The 21,243-nt window shown below is 62.8% G+C and carries 17 protein-coding genes; 12 read left to right on the top strand and 5 right to left on the bottom strand.

The window, feature by feature from the left end:
• Positions 1 to 89: 89 nt before the first annotated feature.
• Positions 90 to 1,610 carry an amidase gene (locus tag R8871_RS18810; RefSeq protein WP_175051832.1) on the top strand — a complete coding sequence of 507 codons (1,521 nt, stop codon included), beginning with the start codon at positions 90 to 92 and terminating at the stop codon, positions 1,608 to 1,610.
• Positions 1,611 to 1,637: 27 nt separating this feature from the next.
• Here R8871_RS18810 and R8871_RS18805 read toward each other — a convergent pair whose 3' ends face one another.
• The 4 genes from R8871_RS18805 to R8871_RS18790 all read right to left on the bottom strand — a co-directional run bounded on the left by R8871_RS18805 (position 1,638) and on the right by R8871_RS18790 (position 6,222).
• A complete protein-coding gene (locus R8871_RS18805; RefSeq protein ID WP_175051831.1) occupies positions 1,638 to 2,930 on the bottom strand; it encodes an MFS transporter in 1,293 nt (430 codons plus the stop codon).
• A 275-nt stretch (positions 2,931 to 3,205) separates the two neighbouring features.
• Positions 3,206 to 3,517 (bottom strand): high-potential iron-sulfur protein, encoded by a 312-nt coding sequence (locus tag R8871_RS18800; protein WP_175051830.1) that lies wholly within the window; start codon positions 3,515 to 3,517, stop codon positions 3,206 to 3,208.
• Positions 3,518 to 3,719: 202 nt separating this feature from the next.
• Entirely contained in the window at positions 3,720 to 4,826 is a 1,107-nt protein-coding gene (locus R8871_RS18795) for an NAD(P)/FAD-dependent oxidoreductase (protein ID WP_175051829.1), read from the bottom strand.
• A gap of 418 nt (positions 4,827 to 5,244) precedes the next feature.
• A complete protein-coding gene (locus R8871_RS18790) occupies positions 5,245 to 6,222 on the bottom strand; it encodes an AAA family ATPase (protein ID WP_175051828.1) in 978 nt (325 codons plus the stop codon).
• 294 nt (positions 6,223 to 6,516) lie between these two features.
• Between R8871_RS18790 and R8871_RS18785 the strand changes: the two genes are divergently transcribed.
• On the top strand, positions 6,517 to 7,023 hold the full coding sequence (locus tag R8871_RS18785; protein WP_175051827.1) for a hypothetical protein: 507 nt from the start codon (positions 6,517 to 6,519) through the stop codon (positions 7,021 to 7,023).
• Positions 7,024 to 7,104: 81 nt separating this feature from the next.
• A complete protein-coding gene (locus tag R8871_RS18780; RefSeq protein WP_093644867.1) occupies positions 7,105 to 7,902 on the top strand; it encodes an endonuclease/exonuclease/phosphatase family protein in 798 nt (265 codons plus the stop codon).
• A 37-nt stretch (positions 7,903 to 7,939) separates the two neighbouring features.
• Here R8871_RS18780 and R8871_RS18775 read toward each other — a convergent pair whose 3' ends face one another.
• Positions 7,940 to 8,920: an aldose 1-epimerase gene (locus R8871_RS18775; RefSeq protein WP_175051826.1), complete on the bottom strand. Its 981-nt coding sequence runs from the start codon at positions 8,918 to 8,920 to the stop codon at positions 7,940 to 7,942.
• 339 nt (positions 8,921 to 9,259) lie between these two features.
• Between R8871_RS18775 and R8871_RS18770 the strand changes: the two genes are divergently transcribed.
• The 9 genes from R8871_RS18770 to R8871_RS18730 all read left to right on the top strand — a co-directional run bounded on the left by R8871_RS18770 (position 9,260) and on the right by R8871_RS18730 (position 20,403).
• On the top strand, positions 9,260 to 10,312 hold the full coding sequence (locus R8871_RS18770; protein WP_175052178.1) for a LacI family DNA-binding transcriptional regulator: 1,053 nt from the start codon (positions 9,260 to 9,262) through the stop codon (positions 10,310 to 10,312).
• A 113-nt stretch (positions 10,313 to 10,425) separates the two neighbouring features.
• Positions 10,426 to 11,445: an ABC transporter substrate-binding protein gene (locus R8871_RS18765; RefSeq protein WP_175051825.1), complete on the top strand. Its 1,020-nt coding sequence runs from the start codon at positions 10,426 to 10,428 to the stop codon at positions 11,443 to 11,445.
• Positions 11,446 to 11,846: 401 nt separating this feature from the next.
• Complete coding sequence (locus tag R8871_RS18760) at positions 11,847 to 13,412, top strand: sugar ABC transporter ATP-binding protein (protein WP_246287633.1); 1,566 nt, start codon at positions 11,847 to 11,849, stop codon at positions 13,410 to 13,412.
• Positions 13,413 to 13,452: 40 nt separating this feature from the next.
• Positions 13,453 to 14,430, top strand: coding sequence for an ABC transporter permease (locus R8871_RS18755; protein ID WP_175052177.1), 978 nt, complete (start codon positions 13,453 to 13,455; stop codon positions 14,428 to 14,430).
• A 29-nt stretch (positions 14,431 to 14,459) separates the two neighbouring features.
• Entirely contained in the window at positions 14,460 to 15,419 is a 960-nt protein-coding gene (locus R8871_RS18750; RefSeq protein WP_175051823.1) for an ABC transporter permease, read from the top strand.
• A 586-nt stretch (positions 15,420 to 16,005) separates the two neighbouring features.
• Entirely contained in the window at positions 16,006 to 16,776 is a 771-nt protein-coding gene (locus R8871_RS18745) for a ferredoxin--NADP reductase (RefSeq protein WP_175051822.1), read from the top strand.
• A 434-nt stretch (positions 16,777 to 17,210) separates the two neighbouring features.
• Complete coding sequence (locus tag R8871_RS18740) at positions 17,211 to 18,047, top strand: sensor histidine kinase (protein WP_175051821.1); 837 nt, start codon at positions 17,211 to 17,213, stop codon at positions 18,045 to 18,047.
• A 10-nt stretch (positions 18,048 to 18,057) separates the two neighbouring features.
• Positions 18,058 to 18,714 carry a response regulator transcription factor RqpR gene (gene rqpR / locus R8871_RS18735; protein WP_175051820.1) on the top strand — a complete coding sequence of 219 codons (657 nt, stop codon included), beginning with the start codon at positions 18,058 to 18,060 and terminating at the stop codon, positions 18,712 to 18,714.
• 297 nt (positions 18,715 to 19,011) lie between these two features.
• Entirely contained in the window at positions 19,012 to 20,403 is a 1,392-nt protein-coding gene (locus R8871_RS18730; protein WP_175051819.1) for an amino acid permease, read from the top strand.
• Positions 20,404 to 21,243: the final 840 nt, after the last annotated feature.

Below are 21,243 nucleotides of genomic sequence, written 5' to 3'. Positions count from 1 at the left end.
CCAGGAACATCCGGACGTCCAGCCACCACGTTCATCACGCGCATAGGCAACCGGCAGATTCAACACTCGATAGCGAGGGTCCCTCCGTCGTGCAATCAGACTATCTCGCCTATGACGCCATCGGCCTCGCCGAACTGATTCGAAGCCGCGAAGCAAGCGCGCGCGAGTTGCTGGACATCGCGATTTCGCGCACCGAGGCCGTCAATCCCGCGATCAATGCAATCGTCCTGAAGGACTACGACGCCGCGCGTCAGCGCGCCTCGCGTGATGACGCGAGCAGAGCGAACGGCGCGAACCCTGCGAATGACGGAAGCACCCAGGCAGCGCTCGCGGGCGTGCCCTATCTGATCAAGGATCTGGGCGCAGCCGTCGCCGGATTGCGGATGTCGATGGGCAGCCGTCACTACCGCCATTTCATTCCTACCGAGGACGCACCGGTCGTTGCGCTCGCAAAAGCGGCCGGCCTCAACATCTTCGCCAAGACCAGCACGTCCGAACTCGGCCAGATGCCTTATACGGAGCCCGAATTGTTCGGCGCGTGCCGCAATCCGTGGAATCTCGACCACACGCCCGGCGGTTCGAGCGGCGGTGCGGCAGCTGCGGTCGCCGCGGGCATCGTGCCGCTCGCACATGCATCGGACGGCGGCGGCTCGATCCGCATTCCCGCTTCGTGTTGCGGACTGTTCGGCCTCAAGCCTTCGCGCGGACGTGTCCCGCGCGCGACACCGACTCCCGCCGTCGGTGAGCTCGGCATCGATCACGCGGTATCGCGCAGCGTGCGTGACAGCGCGTTGCTGCTCGATCTGCTGGGCGGCAACGCGGACAGACCGCTCGGCGCAGCTGGCACCTTCCTTGGCGCCAGCCGCGAGCCATGCAAGCCGCTGAACATTGCCTACGTCACCGATTCGATGCTGGCGCCCTCGCTTTCCGCCGACTCGCGCGCCGCACTCGAAGACGCCGCGCAACTCGCCAGTTCACTTGGCCATAACATCGAACCGGTATCGCTCGGCATCGACTTCGCGGCAGTCCGCCATGCGTTCCTGATGCTCTGGTCCGTGACAGCCGAAGAGATGGTGCTGAACGCCGATCGCATCACCGGCCGCAAGCCGCTGCGCGACGAATTCGAAATCTCGACGTGGGCAATGGCGCACGTCGGCCGCAAACTCGGCGAGCGCGGCTTGCCCAGCGCGCTCGAAGAACAGCGTCGCATCACCGAACGTCTCACGGATTTGCTGAGCCGCTACGACGTGGTCCTGTGCGCGACGCTTGCTGGCGCGCCGATCAAGATTGGCGAAATGCATCCCACCTCCGCGGAGCGCATGCAGATGCGCGCCGTCACGGCGATGCCGCTCGAAGCTTTGATGAAGAAGCTGCTCACCGAAGCGTCGAACAAGGCGTTCGCGTGGGCGGGATGCACGGAGTTGTTCAATCTGAGCGGACAACCGGCGATGTCAGTGCCGCTCTACTGGAACGCACGCGGACTGCCTATCGGTGTGCAGTTCGCCACGCGTGACGGCGGTGAGGCAACGCTTTTGCGACTGGCCGCGCAACTCGAAGCAGCGCGGCCCTGGTTCGACAAGCGGCCGCCGTTGATACCGGCACGCAGCTAGACGAACGGACGCCGTTCGGCTGAACCTTCAAGCCGGTTTGCGCCGCGCATCGAGATCCGCGTGGCGCTTGCCGGGAATGCACGCCACGGCCACGATCGACAACGCCAGTCCGCCCATCACGTAATAGGTCGGCGCGAGCGGCGAACCCGTGGTGTTGATAAGCCAGGTCACGGCGAACGGCCCGAAGCCGCCGAACAGCATCACCGCGACGTTGTACGCGAGCGATAAGCCGGTCGAGCGCACGTTCGCCGGGAACAGTTCGGCGATCAACGCACCGAACGGCCCGTAGTATCCGGACAGCGCAATCGACAGCAGTGCCTGCACGAGAATCAGTTTGGACACGCTCGGCGCCGCCGCGAGCCACGCAAATAGCGGATAGATGATCACGAGCGTCAGTATCAGCGACCACAGCGAGAGTCCCTTGCGTCCGATCCTGTCCGACCATGCGCCCGTCAACGGTGAGAGCACGGTAAGCAGCAGATTGCCGACGATCACCGCGTAAAAGGATTGCGCATAAGGCAGCTTCAGTTGCTTGACCGCGAAGGTCGGCAGATAGCTGATCAGCACATAGATCGTCACGGTGAGCGCGATCACGGCACCGAGTCCGCACAGTACGTCGCGGCTATGGCTCCTGAACACTTCCCCGAGCGTTGCGCGCCGCGCCGTTTTTTGCGCAAGCAGAAAGGCTTCCGAATCGGAGAGACGCCGGCGGATATAAAAGCCGATCGGCCCGATGATCAAGCCGAGGATGAACGGTACACGCCAACCCCATGACTTCAGCGCCTCGGGCGAAAGGCCGTGCGTGATCAACGCGCCAACCACAGCACCGAGCAGAAGCGCCGCCGCCTGGCTCGCCATCTGCCAGCTGCCGTAGAAGCCGCGCTTCGAGAACGGCGCCGCCTCGATCAGCAAGGCCGTAGAACTGCCGAATTCACCACCGGCGGAAAAGCCCTGCAGCAAGCGCCCGAGCACGATCATCAAAGGCGCGCCGATGCCGATTGCCGAATACGGCGGGGCAATCGCCAGCAGCAGAATGCCGAGCGTCATCAGTGCAATGACGAGCGATAGCGCCGCCTTACGTCCCGCGCGATCCGCGTAAAGTCCGAGCACGATGCCGCCGATCGGCCGCATGACGAATGCGACGCCGAAGGTCGCGGTAGTCAACAGCATCGACGAATAATCGTTTCCTGCCGGAAAGAATAATTGGGCGATCACCACCGTGAGGAAACCGAACACGGTGAAGTCGTACCATTCGAGCGCGTTGCCGATCACAGCCGCCACGACGGCGCGTGTGTTGAGGCTCCGTGACGCTGGTGCCATTCGAATCTCCAGCCTGCGAAAAATGTCGCGTGGTACGGCGTCTCAGCGTAGATGTGCTTCAGCGTGCGTGGGTGCACCCTGGCGCGAGCGAGAAAAAATAACGCCCGCCGCAGCAATCGCCTTGGAGTGTAAAGAGCGGGCAAGCTGTTTTCAAGCAACAAAAAGGCGTCTGTCGCGCAGAGCGGCAGACGCCTCGATGATCGGACCGCAGTCCGGCGCCGCAATGTTGCGACGCACTTACCGCGACACTGAATGTGTGTGCGGCTGAAACGGAATCAGGCCTTCTTGTTATATGCGCTGCACCAACCCTTGCTCGCGACCTGCTTGCCCGCGAACATCGGGCAGCCGGCGTAGGCGTCGGTTGCCTTGCCTTGATAGAAGCTGCAGTTGCCGCAGTCCTGGCCCGCTGCGTATTTCGCGAACTTGGCCTTGTCGACTTTGCTCGCGTCGGCCTTGTAGCCAAGCGCTTGTGCGGTCGGATCGGTCTCGGCGACCTTCGGTGCGTCCGCGAAAGCCTGACGCGACAGGGCGAACGTGGATGCCACACCAATGCTGGTGATCAAAAACGTACGACGGGAAGATTTCATGGGGGACTCACTCCATTTATATTGAACTGATCGCCGTTCTGATGACAGCGGTCCCCAAGGATAGCAATGAAGCCGTCGCGCGTGACGGCCCAAATGATAGAGATAACCGAATTGGTACGAGTCCGCGCGCGCGTTGTACGCTCGGAATGCCTGTTGATCGCATGGCCTGAGCCGCGGGACGCGAACGCGAGGGGTGCGACAATCAAGCGCGCCCGCTCAACTCGCAGACACGCTGAGCAATCGCAAGCGACGCCGTCAATCCAGGCGATTCAATTCCGAACAGATTGACGAGTCCACGCACGCCATGCGCGGCCGGACCTTGAATTACGAAATCGGCTGCGGGCTCGCCCGGTCCGGAAAGCTTCGGACGAATGCCTGCATAAGCGGGCTGCAACGCGTCGTCAGGAAGCGCGGGCCAGTACGCGCGAATCGCCGCGTAGAAGGAATCCGCGCGATGCGGATCGACGTCGTAATTAATCACATCGACCCATTCGACGTCCGGACCGAAACGCGCCTGGCCACCGAGATCGATCGTCAGATGCACGCCGAGGCCGGCTTCGTTCGGCATCGGATAGATCAGACGGCTGAACGGCGCACGCCCAGAGATACTGAAGTAGTTGCCGCGCGCGAGATAAAGCGGCGGCACATGCCGCGCATCGAGGCCGCGAATCGAGCGCGCCAGCGCATTCGCCTGCAAACCGGCGCTATTGATCACGCAGGCGGCGCTGATCGTGGTCGGCGCGCCGCCACCCACCTTGATGATGAAACGGCCGTTGCTCGCTTCGATCGCCTCGACCGGTGCATGGAACGCACACACCGCGCCGTCGCGCTCGGCGTCGCCCTGAATCGCCAGCATCAGTTGATGACTATCGACGATGCCCGTCTGCGGCGAGAACACCGCTTCCACACATTCGAGCGCGGGTTCGAGCGCTTGCGCCTGGTCGCCGTTGATTCGCATCAGGTCGAGCACGCCGTTCTCACGGCCCTTTGCCATGATGCTTTCGAGCTGAGGAATCTGATTGCGCGAGGTGGCGACCAGCAGTTTGCCGCAGCGCGAATGCGGCACGTTGTGCTCGACGCAGTAGTCGTAGAGCATCTCCCGGCCGCGCACACAAAGCGCCGCTTTCAACGAACCGCGTGGGTAGTAGATTCCCGCGTGAATCACTTCGCTATTGCGCGAACTGGTGCCCACGCCAATCGCTTCGGCCGCTTCCAGCACGATCACCTCGCGCCCGCGCGCCGCTAATGCGCGCGCCACGGCAAGACCGACGACGCCAGCGCCGATCACTACACATTCGATCTGATCCATGTCCCTTGACGCGGCTAACCTCGCCGCGCGCTGCCTCGTTCACCCGATATTCATGAAGACAGGGTACGGCTATCGAGGACCGCACACCGCTCGCTGTCGAACGCACCTGGCCTTACGCAACCGTTCTACAAAATTGTACGACGCTGCACAGACAGAAATGCCCGCAGTCAGACGACTGCGGGCATTCGGTCTTGAGCAGGGCTTAAACGTATGGGCCGGACAAGACCAGTGTACGCCGTCGACGGTTGTCGCGCTCGATTCTTGATGCGCGCGATGGCATCGCTCCGCGCCCTGCGAAATCGCGAAACTCGCAACAATTGCTGCGACATTCATCCTGTTTTAAGTGTCGAACCGCCTGTTTCGCGTCGGCAGAAAGCCGTCCGAAGACGGTTTTCTGCCAAAAACAGGGCAAAAACACTCAAAAACCGATCGGTTTCCTGCGATTTCCGTAATCCAGGCGGATATCGCCGGCTTCGATCCGATCGCGCCCGTCGATACGCGCCGCGCCGAAGCCATTCAGGATCGCACGCCGCATTTCGCGCGGCGAGGCCCGCTTCAGCGCATCGAGCGCGGCGTCGCCGAGCGTTTCGGGAAAGCGCAGGCCCCAGTTATGCGCCGAACGAATCTCGTCGTAAATCGATTGAGCGATACGGCGCGCGCCATCACGATCCGGCGGCGGAATCTCATACACGTTCATCCGGTTCAGAATCGGCTCTGGGATCGAGCGTTCGTCGTTCGCGGTCGCGATCCAGATCACGTGGCCGGCATTGATCGGAATCTCCGCGAATTCGTCGATAAACGTCTGCGCCGTGTCGTGTTCGAGCAGCGCGTAAAGCGCGCCGAGCGGGTCGTATTGCGAGTCGCCAGTGGCCTTGTCGATTTCGTCGACGGCTATCACGGGGTTTGCGTAGCTGCCGTTCACGAGCGCATCGAACACCTTGCCCGGCTTCGCGTTCTTCCATTGCGACGATGCGCCCGACAGAATCCACCCCGCTGTCAGCGAACTCATCGCTACGTATTGGTATGCGGTGCCGAGTATGCGCGCCAGTTGCTTGGCAAAGTGCGTCTTGCCGATGCCTGGGTCGCCGAGCAACAGGATCGGCATCAGTTCGAGCCGGTCTTCGGTCTCGAGACACAAGGCGACCTGCTTGCGGATGTCGTCGAGCGGTTCCGAGAAGTTGGGCAGCGCGTCGATCAGATCGTCGATCGACGGCATCCGGTTCGGCTTGACGCAGAAGCGCAGATTGCCGGTTTTGAGCATCTTTTCGTACGTGGCGCGCAGCGCCTCGTTCGCCCCTTCGCTGAGCTCGTTCAGCGCGGTCTCGACCTGATCGAGGTCGTACACCCTGCTGAAAGATGCCACGGCGATTTCCTGTTTGACCATTGCTGTTGTCATCGCTCACCCCGTCTGGCTGGTCTTGCTGCTGCGGCGCCTGATGGGCACCGTTTCAGGTTCAGTGTAACGAGGACATATTCGCGTGCAAGCCAGCAGTCATGCGGGTCTGCTGCTAACAGGGGCATGTTTCCTGCGAGGCCCCGGAGGCAGCCCCGTTGAGGATTCACCTTCTCATCGGAAATGGTGTTTTGCTGAACCCGGCCCCGTTTGAGGTGTCAGAAAGGCGTTCAGCCCATCAGGCGTAAGATGGCCTTCTGTCTACTCTGCCGGATGCAGTGACCGGAGAAACCTTCTATGTGGAAAACCAGTATCGTCGCCGTGCTAGCCGCCGCGCTGTTCGGCACTTCGCTGCTTGCGAACGCGCAACAAGGGGCGACGCAACAGTCCGTGCAATGGCAGTTGCAGGTCATGCGCGACGGCCAGCAGATCGATTCGTTCGACGGCACCACCACCGTCGGCCAGGCGCGCACGGACACGCATCACAAGATGGTCCAGCATAACGTCGGTTGTAAAGACCAGCCCGGCGGCAGCATCGATCTGGCGCGCACGCTGACGATCTCGCCGCTGCAGGCGGATGCGAGCGCGGTCACGCTTTCGATCGAAGCCCAGGAAACATTCGAGGAAGACGCCGCGCGACAAACCGACACCGGGTGCAAGTTGCCGCCGCAACCGCGTCAGGTGAGCGCGAGCCATCCGGGTCTGAAGGTGCCGCCTGGTCAGTGGGTCAGCTGGACGATCGTCGACAAGAATCCGAACCTGGTTTATCGCGTGCGTGCAAGCCTTGCGAACAGCGCGAACTAGTGCAATGTGAACTGCACGCACCGAAGCGGATAACCCAGGCGAACAACCGAAGCCCCCAACAGAACACGTGGACAACGCGGCATGCGAAACCCAGAAGAATTGATCCGCGAGAGCGCAGCGCCCAAGGATTTCATTGCGGTCAGCTGGAATCTGCATAAGGGCCGCACACCGCTCGGCTTTCAGGCCTGGCAGGCGATGCAGCGCTGGGTTCAGTCGACCCATGCGGACGCGTATTTTTTGCAGGAAGCGATGGCGCGGCGCATGCCCTCGCCGATATTGGCCAGTAGTTTCGGCTCACCGCTCGCCGATCCGTTGAGCGATGTGTGGCACTGTCAGGCCACCGAGATCGCGCGCGCGGCCGAACTCGAAATCGCGCTTGGGCCGAACGTTTTCAAGCCATCGTGGCGGCACGGCAATGCGATTCTGTCACCGCATCCGCTCGATCTCGGCGGGCGCTGGGATATCTCCGCGCATCGCTTCGAAAAGCGCGGACTGCTGGTGGCCCGGGCGACCTTCGGTGGTCATTCGGTCACGCTGCTGTGCGCGCATCTCGCGCTCACACGCTCGGCGCGCTTGCGGCAAATGAACTGGATCGCGCACTGGATCGCGAAGGAAGCGCCAGAAGGTCCGCTGGTGCTGGCCGGTGACTTCAACGACTGGCGCAACGACTCGGTGCCGCTCTTCGCCGAACACGGCCTGCAGGAAGTGGCCACGCTACTCGGTGAAGCAGGCCGTACATTTCCGGCCTTCTCGCCGGCGCTCGCGCTCGACAAGATGTTCGTGCGCGGCATGGAGCCGGTCGAATGGATCCAGCCGACGCAGGAAACCGCGTGGCTGTCGGATCATTTGCCGTATATGGCGCGGTTGCGAGTCGAGTGAGCGTAAAGCCGGCAGTGTAGTTGCCGGCCTACGCGTATTAACCTCTTCGCGGCGTCCAGTTCAGCGCCGCCGCGATCTCCTCACCCGGCTGCAACACGCAGCCGCCCACCTGCTCCCGCATGCCCACCGCGTTGAAGCAATCGGTGGTGTTGGTCACCGGCTCCACGCACAGTTGCGCATCGTTGGCGGGCGCGAATATCACCATGTGATCGAAGGGCGCATCGGCGGTCATCGTCAGTTGACGGTGTTCGTCGGGCCATGCAATCGTCGCCTCGCGCGACCAGTTAGCGAAATTGTTGTCGAGCGCGAACGCGTCCGGCGACATGCCGTGGCGCAACGCCTCGACCGCCGGGTGCGGGCCGAGATGCGTGGGCAGCACGTCGGCGTCGGCATGCCACATAGCTTGCACATCGGCGTAGACGCGGGTCTGCGCGGTGCGCGGATAGTACGGGTGATGCCCCATGCCGAAGGGCATTGGCCGGTCACCAAGATTCTGCGCGGACAGCGTGATGCGCAACGCGCCGCCGATCAGCTCGATACGCTGCCGTGCGCGATAACGGAACGGCCAGTCGCCGGGATGCCGCGGATCCGGTTCGTGTTCGAAGTGCAATTCCACCGAACTCTCCGTGCGCGCCACCACCTGCCACGGATGCCGCCACGCGTTGCCATGCAGCGCATGCGTAAAGCGCAGGTCATTGCCGTTCAGATCGACTGTGCCGCCGTCGAACTGGAAACGCGCGTCGCGAATCCGGTTGCAATAGGGAAAGAGTGGAAAGCTCGCCATGCGCAGCGGATCACGTTGATCGAACGCTGCTTGCGTGGCGGGTCGCAGCCAATGCAGCGGGCCCTCTGGCGTCGACTCGTAGTAAGCCGCGAGCGCACCGCCGACATCAGGCGCGACTACCACATGCATGGCGCCGGCCGTCAGCGTGACAAGCGACGGCGCGAGCGCGGGGTCGTCGAGCCACGTGAGTCCAGTTGCGAATGGCCGGATCGGATTCAAGGAAACGTCGCGCATGGTCAGGAAAGGCTGGGCCTCAGGCAGATGGCGGCATGAACGCCCATCGATGTCTCCTATGACGTGCCGCGCACAGCGCGCGGCCGGCGGAACCCTCAAGGTCCGCGCGACCGAGAATCGCACGCCAAAGCGCATCGGTCAATATTATTAGTAATAAATTCATCGAAACCAGTCGATTTCTGCCTTACCAAATCTCCCAAATGGCGGGTTAGCGTGCGTTGCCGCGCGCATATTATTAGTGGTACCGTCAGCATCACGAATGCCACCGGCATGCCTCTGCCTTAGCGCCGCTGCAGCGCGGCCCGCACAATGAAAAAATCGACTCAACGCCGCCCGACCATGACCGACATCGCCAAGCTCACCGGCGTGTCGCAATCCACTGTCTCGCTCGTGCTGAACAACGCGACCGGCGCGAAATTCTCCGAGACCACCCGCAACAAGGTGCTGAAAGCCGCGCACGACCTCGGCTACCGGCTGTCGCTGCGCGAACCGGTATCGGTTTCGGCCGATGAACGCAACCTGATCGTCTATCTGGCCGATGAGATTTCGACCAGTCCGCATCCGGTCGTCAACGTCGACGGCGCGCGCGATGCGGCCTATGCGAGCGGCAAGATGCTTGCCGTCTACTCGACGCACGGCAACGCCGACATCGAAAAGCAGGTGCTCGATGCGACGCTGTCGAACCCGCACGTGTTCGGCGTGATCTACGCGACCGTCTACACCCGCAAGGTCACCTTGCCGGCGGCGCTCTCGCAGGTGCCCACCGTGCTGCTGAACTGCTACACGAGCGAGGGCGGGTTGTCGTCAGTAGTGCCGGCCGAGGTCGCGGGGGGCCATCTGGCGACCGACTACCTGCTGCAGTCGGGGCATCGGCGCATCGGCTATATCAACGGCGAACCGTGGCAGGACGCCTCGAAAGACCGCCTCAAGGGTTATCGCACGGCGCTCGCCACCGCCGACCTGCCGTACGCGCCGGAACTGGTGCGCGACGGCGACTGGAGCTCGGGGGTCGGTTTTGAAATGACGCTCTCCCTGATGCGCGAGGCGCATCCGCCGACCGCCATTTTCTGCGCCAACGATCTAACCGCGCTGGGCGCGATCGAGGCCCTGAAGCAACTCGGCCTGCGCGTGCCCGAAGACGTGTCCGTGCTCGGCTACGACGACCAGGAAATTGCCCGCCACACGCATCCGCCGTTGTCGACGGTGGTGCTGCCGAACTACGAGCTGGGACGCTGGGCCGTCGAAACCCTTCTGCAGGAAGAACACAACCGCGCAGCGGGCGCGCCGGTGCGGCATCGCCTCGTCAAACTCGACGGACCACTCGTCGAACGCGGGTCGGTCAGGGTAATTACCGAGGCAGAAAAGCCAATAATTAATATTATTAGTGATTGACCGATAATAATTCCCGGTGGAATAATCGGCACGTCCGGTCGAGGTGAATCAGCTCGGCCGACAGGAGAAACACTAAAAAGCAAATACACCTCACCAGGTACTGGAGGAAGACAATGGCGTCGCTCAACACGCAGTCGCGCAAGCACGCGCGCAGGCAGCAGAATCGTCCGCTGGCAGGTTCGCTGCTGGCTCTGGCCATCGGTTTCGGCGTCGCCACGGCACACGCCGACGACGCGCTGCCGAAGTTGCCTACCAAGACTCCGCTGAAAGTCGGCTTCGCGCAGACCGAAAGCAACAATCCGTGGCGTCTCGCGGAAACCAAGAGCTTCAAGGACATCGCCGCGAAGTGCGGCTGGCAGGTCGTGATGACCGACGCCAACGGCTCCAACTCCAAGCAGGTTTCTGACATTCAAAGCATGATCGCGCAGCACGTCGATCTGCTGGTGTTCCCGCCGCGCGAAGAAAAGCCGCTTGCGCCGGTTGTGCTGCAAGCTAAAAAGGCCGGCATTCCGGTAATCCTGGTGGACCGTGACGTCGATCAGTCGGTGGCCAAGGCGGGCCGCGACTACATCACGTTCATCGGCTCGGACTTCATCGATCAGGGTCATCGGGCGGCGGACTGGCTCGTCAAGGCGACCGGCGGCAAGGCGAAGATCATCGAACTCGAAGGCACCACGGGCGCGTCTGCTGCGAACGACCGCAAGAAGGGCTTCGACGAAATCATCGCGAAGAACCCGGGCATGACGATCATCGCCTCGCAAAGCGGCGACTTCGCGCGCGACAAGGGCCGCCAGGTGATGGAAACGCTGCTGCAGGCGCATCCGGAAGTGACCGCCGTCTACGCACATAACGACGAAATGGCGCTCGGCGCGATCGCTGCGATCAAGGCCGCCGGCAAGCAGCCGGGCAAGGACATCCAGATCGTCACGATCGACGGCACCAAGGGTGGCATGGACGCGATCGCCGCCGGCGAACTCGGCGCGAGCGTGCAGTCGAGCCCGTTCTTCGGCCCGCTCGCCTGCGACGTCGCTCAACGTTACGCGAAGGGCGAAAAGATTCCGACGTGGGTCAAGGTCTCGGACCGCTTCTACGACAAGAGCAACGTGCAGCAGAGCATGCAGTACGGCTATTGATCGACAGCCGCCGCCGTACACGCGATTTTGCAGCTTGAGGGTAGCGCTTTAGCGGAGTGTCCAAGCGCTCCGTACCTCGGAGAAAGCCTCTTCGAGGGCTGTGCCCACAGGACGTCTCCGCCCCGAATCAGTCTCCTCGGGGGGCGGGTGACGGGAAGGGTTCGGAGCGACGCGTTCGTGGCAGCACGGACCGTCGCTTCGCTTTTATGCGGCGTAACATGGTTCGACGACACCGCCGGCATGGAGCCCGAACGAACGGCCACAGCGGCTCGCACGGCCCAGCGCATAACGCAGCACGTAAAGCAGCACGTGAAGCAGCACACGCATCAGGAGGACACCCCGTGACGGAATCCGGCACGCAGACACCGCACTCTCCCCTTACCCGTTCGCCGCTGCTCGAGATGCAGGACATCGGCATCAGCTTCGGCGGCGTCCCTGCGTTGCGCAGCGCCAATCTGAGCGTGGCCGCCGGCGAAGTGCATGCGCTGATCGGCCAGAACGGCGCCGGCAAATCGACCATGATCAAGATCCTGACCGGCGCCTATCGGCGGGGCTCGGGCAGCGTGCGCTTCGAAGGCCGCGAAGTCGATTTCCGCACGCCGAAGCAGGCGCGCGAAGCCGGCATCAGCACGATCTATCAGGAGATCAACCTGGTGCCGTTCCGTTCGGTGGCGGAAAACATTTTCCTCGGCCGCGAGCCACGCCGCTTCGGCCTGATCGACTGGCGCGCGGTACAGCAACGCGCCGCCGCCTTGCTCGATTCGTTCGGTTTGCAGATCGATGTGAAGAAACCGGTCGGCCGCTATTCGACCGCGATCCAGCAGATGGTGGCGTTGGCGCGCGCCGTCTCGTCAGACGCGAAGATGGTCATCATGGACGAGTCGACCTCGTCGCTCGATGAACGCGAAGTGGAATTGCTCTTTACCGTGGTGCGCAAACTGCGCGACGACGGCCGCGCGGTGATTTTCGTCTCGCACCGGCTCGACGAACTGTATGCGCTATGCGACCGCGTCACCGTGATGCGCGACGGCCAGACAGTCGCGCAAAGCACGATGGCGGAGATGGACAAGCTGCAACTCGTCACGACGATGCTCGGCCGTACGCTCGCCGCCGTCGTGCACGAAGACGCCGCTGCGCGCGAGGCGAACCTTGCGCGGCGCGGCAAGCAGGCGATCGCCGCGACGAACCTGAACGCCCATCCGAAAGTAAGCGACGTATCGCTTGAAGTGCACGCGGGCGAAGCGGTGGGGCTCGCGGGCCTGCTCGGCTCGGGCCGCACCGAAACCATGCGCCTGATGTTCGGCGCCGATCCGCTCGAACACGGTTCATTGTCGATTGGCGGAGAAAAGGTGGCATTGAAGTCGCCGCAGGATGCCATCGCGCGTGGGCTGGCTTACCTCACCGAGGACCGAAAAGCCGAAGGCATCGTCCCCGAACTCTCGGTGCGCGACAACCTCACGCTCGTCTGCTTGCGCACGCTGGCGAAGAACGGCGTGGTCGACGTGAAGAAACAGCAGGTGATCGTCGACCGTTTCATTGCGTCGCTCGGCATCAAGCTGCGCTCGGCCGATCAGCCGATTCGCGAACTCTCGGGCGGCAATCAGCAGAAGGTCCTGCTCGCCCGCTGGCTCGCTGCCGAACCTTCGCTATTGCTGCTCGACGAGCCGACGCGCGGCATCGACGTCGGCGCCAAAGCCGACGTGGCGAAGATCGTGCGTGAACTGCGCGATGCGGGCCTCGCCGTGCTGCTGTCCGCCTCCGAACTCGAAGAACTGACCGCCGTGGCTGACCGCGCGGTGGTGATCCGCGACGGCCGCACCGTCGCCGAACTGAACGGCACCGACATGAGCGAAACCGCGATCATGGATGCCATCGCCTACGGCAGCGAAGGTCAATCGCAACTGGTCGAAGCCGCCCAGACCGCACATATCGAAGACGCGTTGGAGGGCGACCGTCATGGCGCTTAAGTTGCACACCGAGTCGTTGCATAACGAAACCGCACCGCCGATGCCTGCTACTGCCGCGCCGCGCGCCACGGCTGCATCGACGGTGAAGAAATGGCGTCATCTCGCCATGCAACGCGAGGTGATCGTGTTGCTCGCCATGGTGCTCTTCAACCTGATCTTCACCCCGCACTTCTGGTCGCTGCAGACCTTCAACGTCAACATGACGCAGGTGGTGACGATCGTGATCGTCGGCATCGGCATGACGCTGGTGGTGGCGACGGGCGGCATCGATCTGTCCGTGGGCGCGTCGATGGCGATCTCGGGGGCGCTCGCCCCGATGCTGTTCCTGAATATTCCAGGACCAGGCGGCATTGCGCTCGCATTCGTGCTGCCGGTGCTGGCCGCCGCCGCGTGCGGTGTCTTCAACGGCTTGCTGGTGACGAGGCTATCCGTCCAGCCGATTGTCGCGACGCTGGTGCTGTTCATTGCCGGGCGCGGCATCGCCCAGGTCGTCACTGATGGCAGCCTGCAGGCGTTCAACACGCCCGCCTTCCAGTGGATCGCTTTGGGCAAGGTCGCCGGCGTGCCGTTCCAGGTGCTGCTGATGCTTGCGCTGGTCGTGCTGTTCGCGTGGATCGTGCGCAAGACGCTGTTCGGCCAGTATCTGCTGATTACCGGCGGCAACGAAAAGGCCGCCTATCTGTGCGGCGTGCCGACGGCCACGGTCAAGCTGATCGCTTACACGTTGTGCGCCGCGCTCGCCGGGTTAGCGGGGCTGATTTCGATTTCGGTGAACTCGTCCTCGGATGCGAACGTGGTAGGGCTCGGCGTCGAACTCGACGCGATCGCCGCAGTGGCGGTCGGCGGCACGGCGCTGACGGGCGGCAAGGCGTATATCGGCGGCACGCTGATCGGCGCGCTGATCATCCAGTTGCTGCGCTATACGCTGCTCGCGCACGGCATTCCCGACGCGGCGGCACTGGTCGTGAAGGCCGGCATCATCGTCGCGGCGGTTTATGTGCAGCGGCGCTCGCGCTAACGCCTCCAGGACACTTCGGATTCGATGCGATGAAAAAGAACCTTCCTATCCTGCTTGCTCTGGTCGCGCTGATCGTGCTCGGCCTTGTGCGCTACGACCATTTCGGCTCGGCCTACAACATCACCTCGTTCTGGCGCTACAACTCGATGTTCGCGCTGATCTCGATCGGTATGGCCTTCGTGATCATCACGGGCGGGATCGACCTGTCGGTCGGCACGGTGGCGGCTTTGGCGAGCGTCGTCGCCGCGTTGACCAGCGTGTACGGCGGCTGGGTCGCGGTCGCGGCCGGTTGCGCGGCAGGCATGGCCGTCGGCGTGCTCAACGGCCTGATCATCACGCGGCTGAAAATCCTGCCCTTCATCGTGACGCTCGCGACCAGCCTCGGCGCGCACGGCGTCGCGCTGCTGCTGGGCAAGAACGATGCTGTGTCGATTGCCGCCGACTCGAACTTCGGCAACTTCGGTCAAGGCGATCTGTTCGGCCTGCCGATCCCGGGGATCGTCGCGGCGGTCGCCGCAATCGCCGGCTGGCTCGCGCTGCGCAGCACGCGCTTCGGGCGGCATTCGCTGGCCATCGGCGGGAGCGAGGAAGCGGCGCGGCTGATGGGCCTGAACGTCGACCGCACGCTGGTGATGGCTTATGCCGTGAGCGGGCTGCTCGCCGGCATGGCGGGCGTAATCCTCGCCGCGCAGTTCGGCGCGGGGCAACCGAACGAAGGCGTCGGCTGGGAGCTGTTCGCGATCTCCGCGGTAGTACTTGGCGGCACCTTACTCACCGGCGGCGAAGGCTCGATTGCGATGACGATCGCCGGCGTGCTGTTGCTCGGGCTGGTGTTCAATCTGCTGAATTTCGAAAACGGCCTGGGGTTCATCAGCCTGTCGGCGTACTGGCAATCGGTGATTCGCGGGGTGTTCCTGCTGCTGGTAATCGTGCTGCAGGCGAGAGTGCTGAAGCAGCGCGGCAAGAAGCGCGTGACGGCTCCGGCGTAATCAAAACAGGAAACGCTGGAATCCTTATTTCTCAGCGGATTCCGGCTCTTCGTCCAAGCGCCAATCCGCCTTTGTGTACCAACCGGCAAGACCAGGCAGCGCGAACATAATTGAACGTGTTCGCCCTGCGCGTCTCGCCTTTACGGCCCAATTTCCTCAACTTTCGCACCGACCTCCCGCCCTTTTGCCAGTTTTATCAGCAGGGTCAATGCTGCGGTGCACGGCGGGTTTCGGTATCATCCTGAAAATGTTGCCCGCGCGGGGCGCCTATCCGGCGCATGCCGGACAGCCGATGGCAGCCGCCCTGCGCGGTTTTCGCCCATCGCCGTACCCTTGCTGAAGCGCGGCTGCAACCACGCCAACGTCCTTCGCGGCGCCGATCGTCACAACCGTCGACGCCGACGCTTCCAGGTCCGGTAACCCGCTTCACCACGCTCAACCGCCGCGCCAGAGCCCTCGGGCAGCGGGCGCGGTAAAATAGCGGATTGCGCGTGATTCCCGATCTCGGGTTAGCGCAGCATCGCCCTTGCCGTGCCGGCCGGCTAAAACGACTGGCCGCCTTTGTTTTCGCACTATCCAAGAAGCCATGAGCAACCTGAATTCACAAACAGTCCTGAGCGTCCATCACTGGACCGATACGCTTTTCAGCTTCACCTGCACGCGCGATCCGTCGTTCCGTTTCGAAAACGGCCAGTTCACGATGGTGGGCCTCGAAGTCGACGGCAAGCCGCTGATCCGCGCCTACAGCCTTGCAAGTGCGAACTACGAAGAGCACCTCGAATTCCTGAGCATCAAGGTGCAGGACGGCCCGCTCACGTCGCGTTTGCAGCATTTGAAGGTCGGCGACGAAGTCCTGATCGGCAAGAAGCCGGTCGGCACGCTGATGGCCGACAACCTGCTGCCGGGCAAGACCCTGTGGCTGTTGTCCACCGGCACGGGTCTCGCGCCGTTCATGTCGATCATTAAAGATCCTGACATTTACGAGCGCTACGAGCGCGTGGTTCTGACGCACACCTGCCGTTTCGTCGACGAGCTGGCGTACAAGGAATACATCACGGATCACCTGCCGGCGCACGAGCATCTGGGCGAGCTGGTGCAGGAAAAGCTGCTGTACTACCCGACGGTGACGCGCGAAGCGTTCCAGAACCGCGGCCGCATCACCGAGCTGATCGAAACCGAAAAGCTGTTCGCCGACCTCGGCGTGCCGGGCTTCTCGCTCGAAAACGACCGCGTGATGCTCTGCGGCAGCCCGCACATGCTGCGCGACACGCGCAAGCTGCTCGACGACGCGGGCTTCCAGGAAGGCAGCAACAACGCGCCGGGTCACTACGTGGTCGAAAAGGCGTTCGTCGGCTAAGCAGACGCGCAAATTGAGCGGCCCACGCCGCCTCGTCAACAGAAAGGAGCCTTCGGGCTCCTTTTTTGTTGCGCAGTTACAAATCGCCGCCATCGCCCTGACATTTGATGTCAGCATTCTTCCTACAATACCAACGCCGCACGACATCAACCATTGCGTCAAATGTAGGCGCTAACCCTTGGTGCACCTGCATTTTTTTCTTTTTTTGAGATATCATCGCGGCGCACGATTAGTCGGATTAATATGACACCCATCGTACGGTCGACTTGTTACTGAATGTAAATTTCGTTACGCCGCGACGTAGCAATCTGTCCATCGCGCACAACGCGTAACGGACGTCACTGGAGGCCAGAGACTCGCATGCGTTCTTTCGTCTTCGCGCCGCCGATGCGCACCTGCTTCGCCGTTCGCACTGCTTCCTGAGAGGGAAAGTCATGGATACGTCGACCGTCGTCCCGTTTAGCGCCCACATCCCGCCTTCACTTGCGCACGCCGCGCCGCCCTCTGCTGCTGAGCGCGAGCTCGCGCAGCTGCGCGCCCGCGTACGCCAACTGTCGGCTGAGCTCGTCCAGGCACAGGAAGCTGCCTGCCGCCATGTGGCGCGCGAGTTGCACGACGGCGTCGGTGCCGAGCTGACCGCGACGCGCTTCGCCCTTGCCGGCGTCGAAACCTGGCTGCCCGCCGATGCGCCGCCGCAGTGCGCGGCCGCGCTCGCCGTTGCCAATCGCTCGCTCGACGCCGTGTGCGCCGCCAGCCGCCAGGCCGTCGCGGAACTGCATGCGCCATCGCTCGAGGCGGGCATTGTCGGCGCGCTGGCGCAATGGACCGGCGACTTCGCCGCGCGCACGAACCTGCGTACGAGTTTCGTCTGCGCCGCCGATGTACGGCTCACGCGCCTGCCCAGCGACGCGGCACTGGCCGTGTTCCGGGTCGCCCAGGAAGCACTGAACAATATTGCCAAGCACGCACGCGCCGAATCCGCCGACGTGCGGATCGAGGCCGGCCGCCGCCACCTGACCTTGATCATCAGCGACGACGGCATCGGCTTGACACGCACCGCCCGCAGCCGTCGCGGCCATTTCGGCCTGAGCGGTATGCAGGCGCGCTGCGCCGCCTTCGACGGCACGCTGCGGATCAGCGCCCGGCGAATCGCCTCAGGCCGCGGCGACAGCGGCACCGCGTCGCGCGGCACGCTCGTGCAGGCCCGCTTTGCCTGGGACGCGATGCTGGCAAGCGCACCGGGCGCCGAGCGTCGCGCGCTGCAATCGTGAGCACGCCATCATGAGCCTGCGCATCCTCCTCGCCGACGACCATGCGGTGGTTCGCCAGGGCGTCCGCCAGTTGCTGCTCGACCGCGGCGTGGCGCGCGAAGTCACCGAGGCGCAAACCGGCGCCGAAGCGCTCGAGGCCGTTTCCCAACACAGTTACGACGTGGTGCTGCTCGACATTTCGCTGCCGGACATGAACGGCGTCGAAGTGCTCAAGCGTTTGAAGCGCAAGGCGCCGCGCGTGGCCGTACTGATGTTCTCGATGTACCGCGAGGACCAGTACGCGGTGCGCGCGCTGAAGGCCGGCGCCGCCGGCTACCTGTCGAAGACGGTCGACGCCGCGCAGATGATCGGCGCAATCCAGCAGGTCGCGGCGGGCCGCAAGTACGTCAGCCCGGCCATGGCCGAAGCGCTGGCGGACTATGTCTCCTTCGACGGCGAACAATTGCCGCACGAAAAGCTCTCGGACCGCGAATACCAGACGCTATGCATGCTCGCGTCCGGCAAGCGGCTCACGGATATCGCCATGACGCTATCGCTCTCGGTGAAGACGGTCAGCGTGTACCGCACCCGGCTGCTCGAAAAGATGAAGCTGCGCAATAACGCCGAGCTGACCTTCTATGTGATGAGCAACCGTCTCGTCGACTTGAATCCGGCGATGGCCGGTTGATGGCCGGTTAAAGCTTTCTTCCCCAGATCGCTAAATAAGCTTCAACCAGCGCCGGTGCGATCGCACGGGCGCGCGATTTCACCCGATGGGTCGTGCGGCGCGCGAAAGGCTTTCCACCACGCGTTGCGCTCAGGCAAACGCCACGCCCAAATCGCTTTCATCAGGCATTTTTCGCCTCCCCTTCAGACGCTAAAAACACCGTCCCAAAATGGTGCAAAGGCGCGCATCCGTTAAAATCGCGGGTTTCCCCTGACATTCGGCGCGCAAGATGCGTGCACTACTGGAGACCCACCGCCAATGTCCCTGTTCCGCAAGAAGAGCGTCGAGCACATGATCGCCGCGAGCGCTCAGAACGCCGGCCTGAAGAAAGCGCTCGGCGCACTCGACCTGACTTTCCTCGGCGTCGGCGCCATTATCGGCACCGGCATTTTCGTGCTGACCGGCACGGGTGCCGTTCAAGCCGGCCCGGCCCTGATGGTGTCGTTCCTGATCGCGGCGATTGCCTGCGGATTCGCCGCGCTCGCCTATGCCGAGTTCGCCTCGACGATTCCGGTTGCGGGGTCCATCTACACGTATTCGTACGCGACGCTCGGCGAACTGGCCGCGTGGATCATCGGCTGGGACTTGATGCTCGAGTATGGGCTGGCTACGTCGGCGGTATCGGTCGGCTGGTCGGGCTATCTGCAATCGCTGCTGTCGGGCTTCGGCGTGAGCTTGCCGGTCGCGCTGACGGCGGCGCCGGGCGCTTTGCCGGGGCACGAGACATGGTTCAACCTGCCCGCTTTCCTTGTGATGATGGCGATCACGGCACTGTTGTCGCTTGGCGTGCGTGAATCCGCGCGCATCAACAACATCATGGTGGCGATCAAGGTGATCGTGGTGCTGCTGGTGATCGGCGTGGGCGTTTTCCACGTGACGCCGGCGAACTGGCATCCGTTCATGCCGAACGGCTGGAACGGCGTGTTCGGCGCGGCGGCGGTGATGTTCTTCGCGTTCATTGGGTTCGATTCGGTGTCTTCCGCGGCGGAGGAAGTGAAGGATCCGAAGCGCGATTTGCCGATCGGAATTATTGCGTCGCTGGGCGTGTGCGCGGTGCTGTACGTCGCGGTGGCGGCTGTGGTCACGGGTATCGTGCCGTCGGCGCAGTTCGCGAACATTTCGCACCCGGTGTCGTACGCGTTGCAGGTGGCCGGTCAGAAGTGGGTAGCGGGCTTTATCGACCTTGGCGCCGTGTTGGGCATGCTGACGGTGATTCTGGTGATGGCGTATGGCCAGACGCGCGTGATTTTCGCGATGTCGCGGGATGGGTTGTTGCCTGCACGGCTTTCCCGGGTGCATCCGAAGTTTGCGACGCCGTTCTTTACGACGTGGCTTGTGGGGATTTTCTTCGGGCTGATCGGTGCGTTGGTGCCGTTGAATGTGCTGGCTGAGCTGATCAACATCGGCACGTTGGCTGCGTTTTCGATGGTGTCGATTGCGGTGCTGGTTTTGCGGAAGACGCATCCTGAGTTGCCGAGGGCGTTCCGGTGTCCTGGTGTGCCGGTGGTGCCGGTGTTGGCTGTCGCATCTTGTCTGTTTTTGATGCTCAATCTTCAGGCTGTTACCTGGGTGGCGTTTGTTGTTTGGTTACTGATTGGGATGGTTATTTATTTTGGGTATTCTCGCCGGCATTCTAAGTTGGCGAAATGAGGGTTCTGGTTTTTTTGCCTGCTCGGCGCTTTTGTTCGTGTTCCTGGCGCTTTGGCCTTGTTCTGGCTTTGGTGCCTTTCCTTGCTTTGTTAGTGGTCTATTAGCGTTGCCCCTGTGCGGGGCGGCACCTACTTTTCTTTGCCTGCCGCAAAGAAAAGTAGGCAAAAGAAAGCGGCTCAAACCGCTAATGCTAAGTGGGGCCCGTGGTCTGCTACAGGTAGTGGTGCATCTGGAATCTGGGTTCGTGCACCTGCATACGCTTGTGACAAGGGCGTCATACTTCCGGCGGCGCTGCGCGCGCCGAAGAGCACTTCTTAAAACCTCCCTCTACGTTTAACTCCTACGCCTCGCCGACGGGTCGTGGCTCGTCATTGCACCGCCATCACCATCTCGATTCCGATTGCAACGCCAACGGCAACGGCAACCGCAGATGCGAACGCGACCGTGGCTGTGATTGGGGCAGGATGGAGCGGGGAGGGGCGGTGATTCAGCACACCGGCATATCGTTTAAAGAGGGCGTTCCGCGCTGAATGCAGAGGCGCGTCGCCGAGGCGAAGCCGACGGCCCCCACGGACCTCAACCGAAGCCCGTGGTTTCCCATGCAGACCCGTCCGCGACGCACGCAGTGCGGAGTGGGAGCTGATGACACCTTTGTCACTAGCGTGGAGTGTGCGAGAGCACGGATTCCAGTCGCACCACTACCCGCAGCAGACCACGGGCCCCACTTAGCATTAGCGGTTTGAGCCGCTTTCTTTTGCCTGGCGGTTTCAAAATACAAGTGCAACAGCCTCAGTTAGGATGCGTTGCATGGGAAAAATATACGAACATCTGAGCGCCGAA

The organism is Paraburkholderia sediminicola, from assembly GCF_902859805.1.
GTDB classification, from domain to species: Bacteria; Pseudomonadota; Gammaproteobacteria; order Burkholderiales; family Burkholderiaceae; genus Paraburkholderia; species Paraburkholderia sediminicola.
This window is presented reverse-complemented; position numbering and strand designations above follow the sequence as displayed.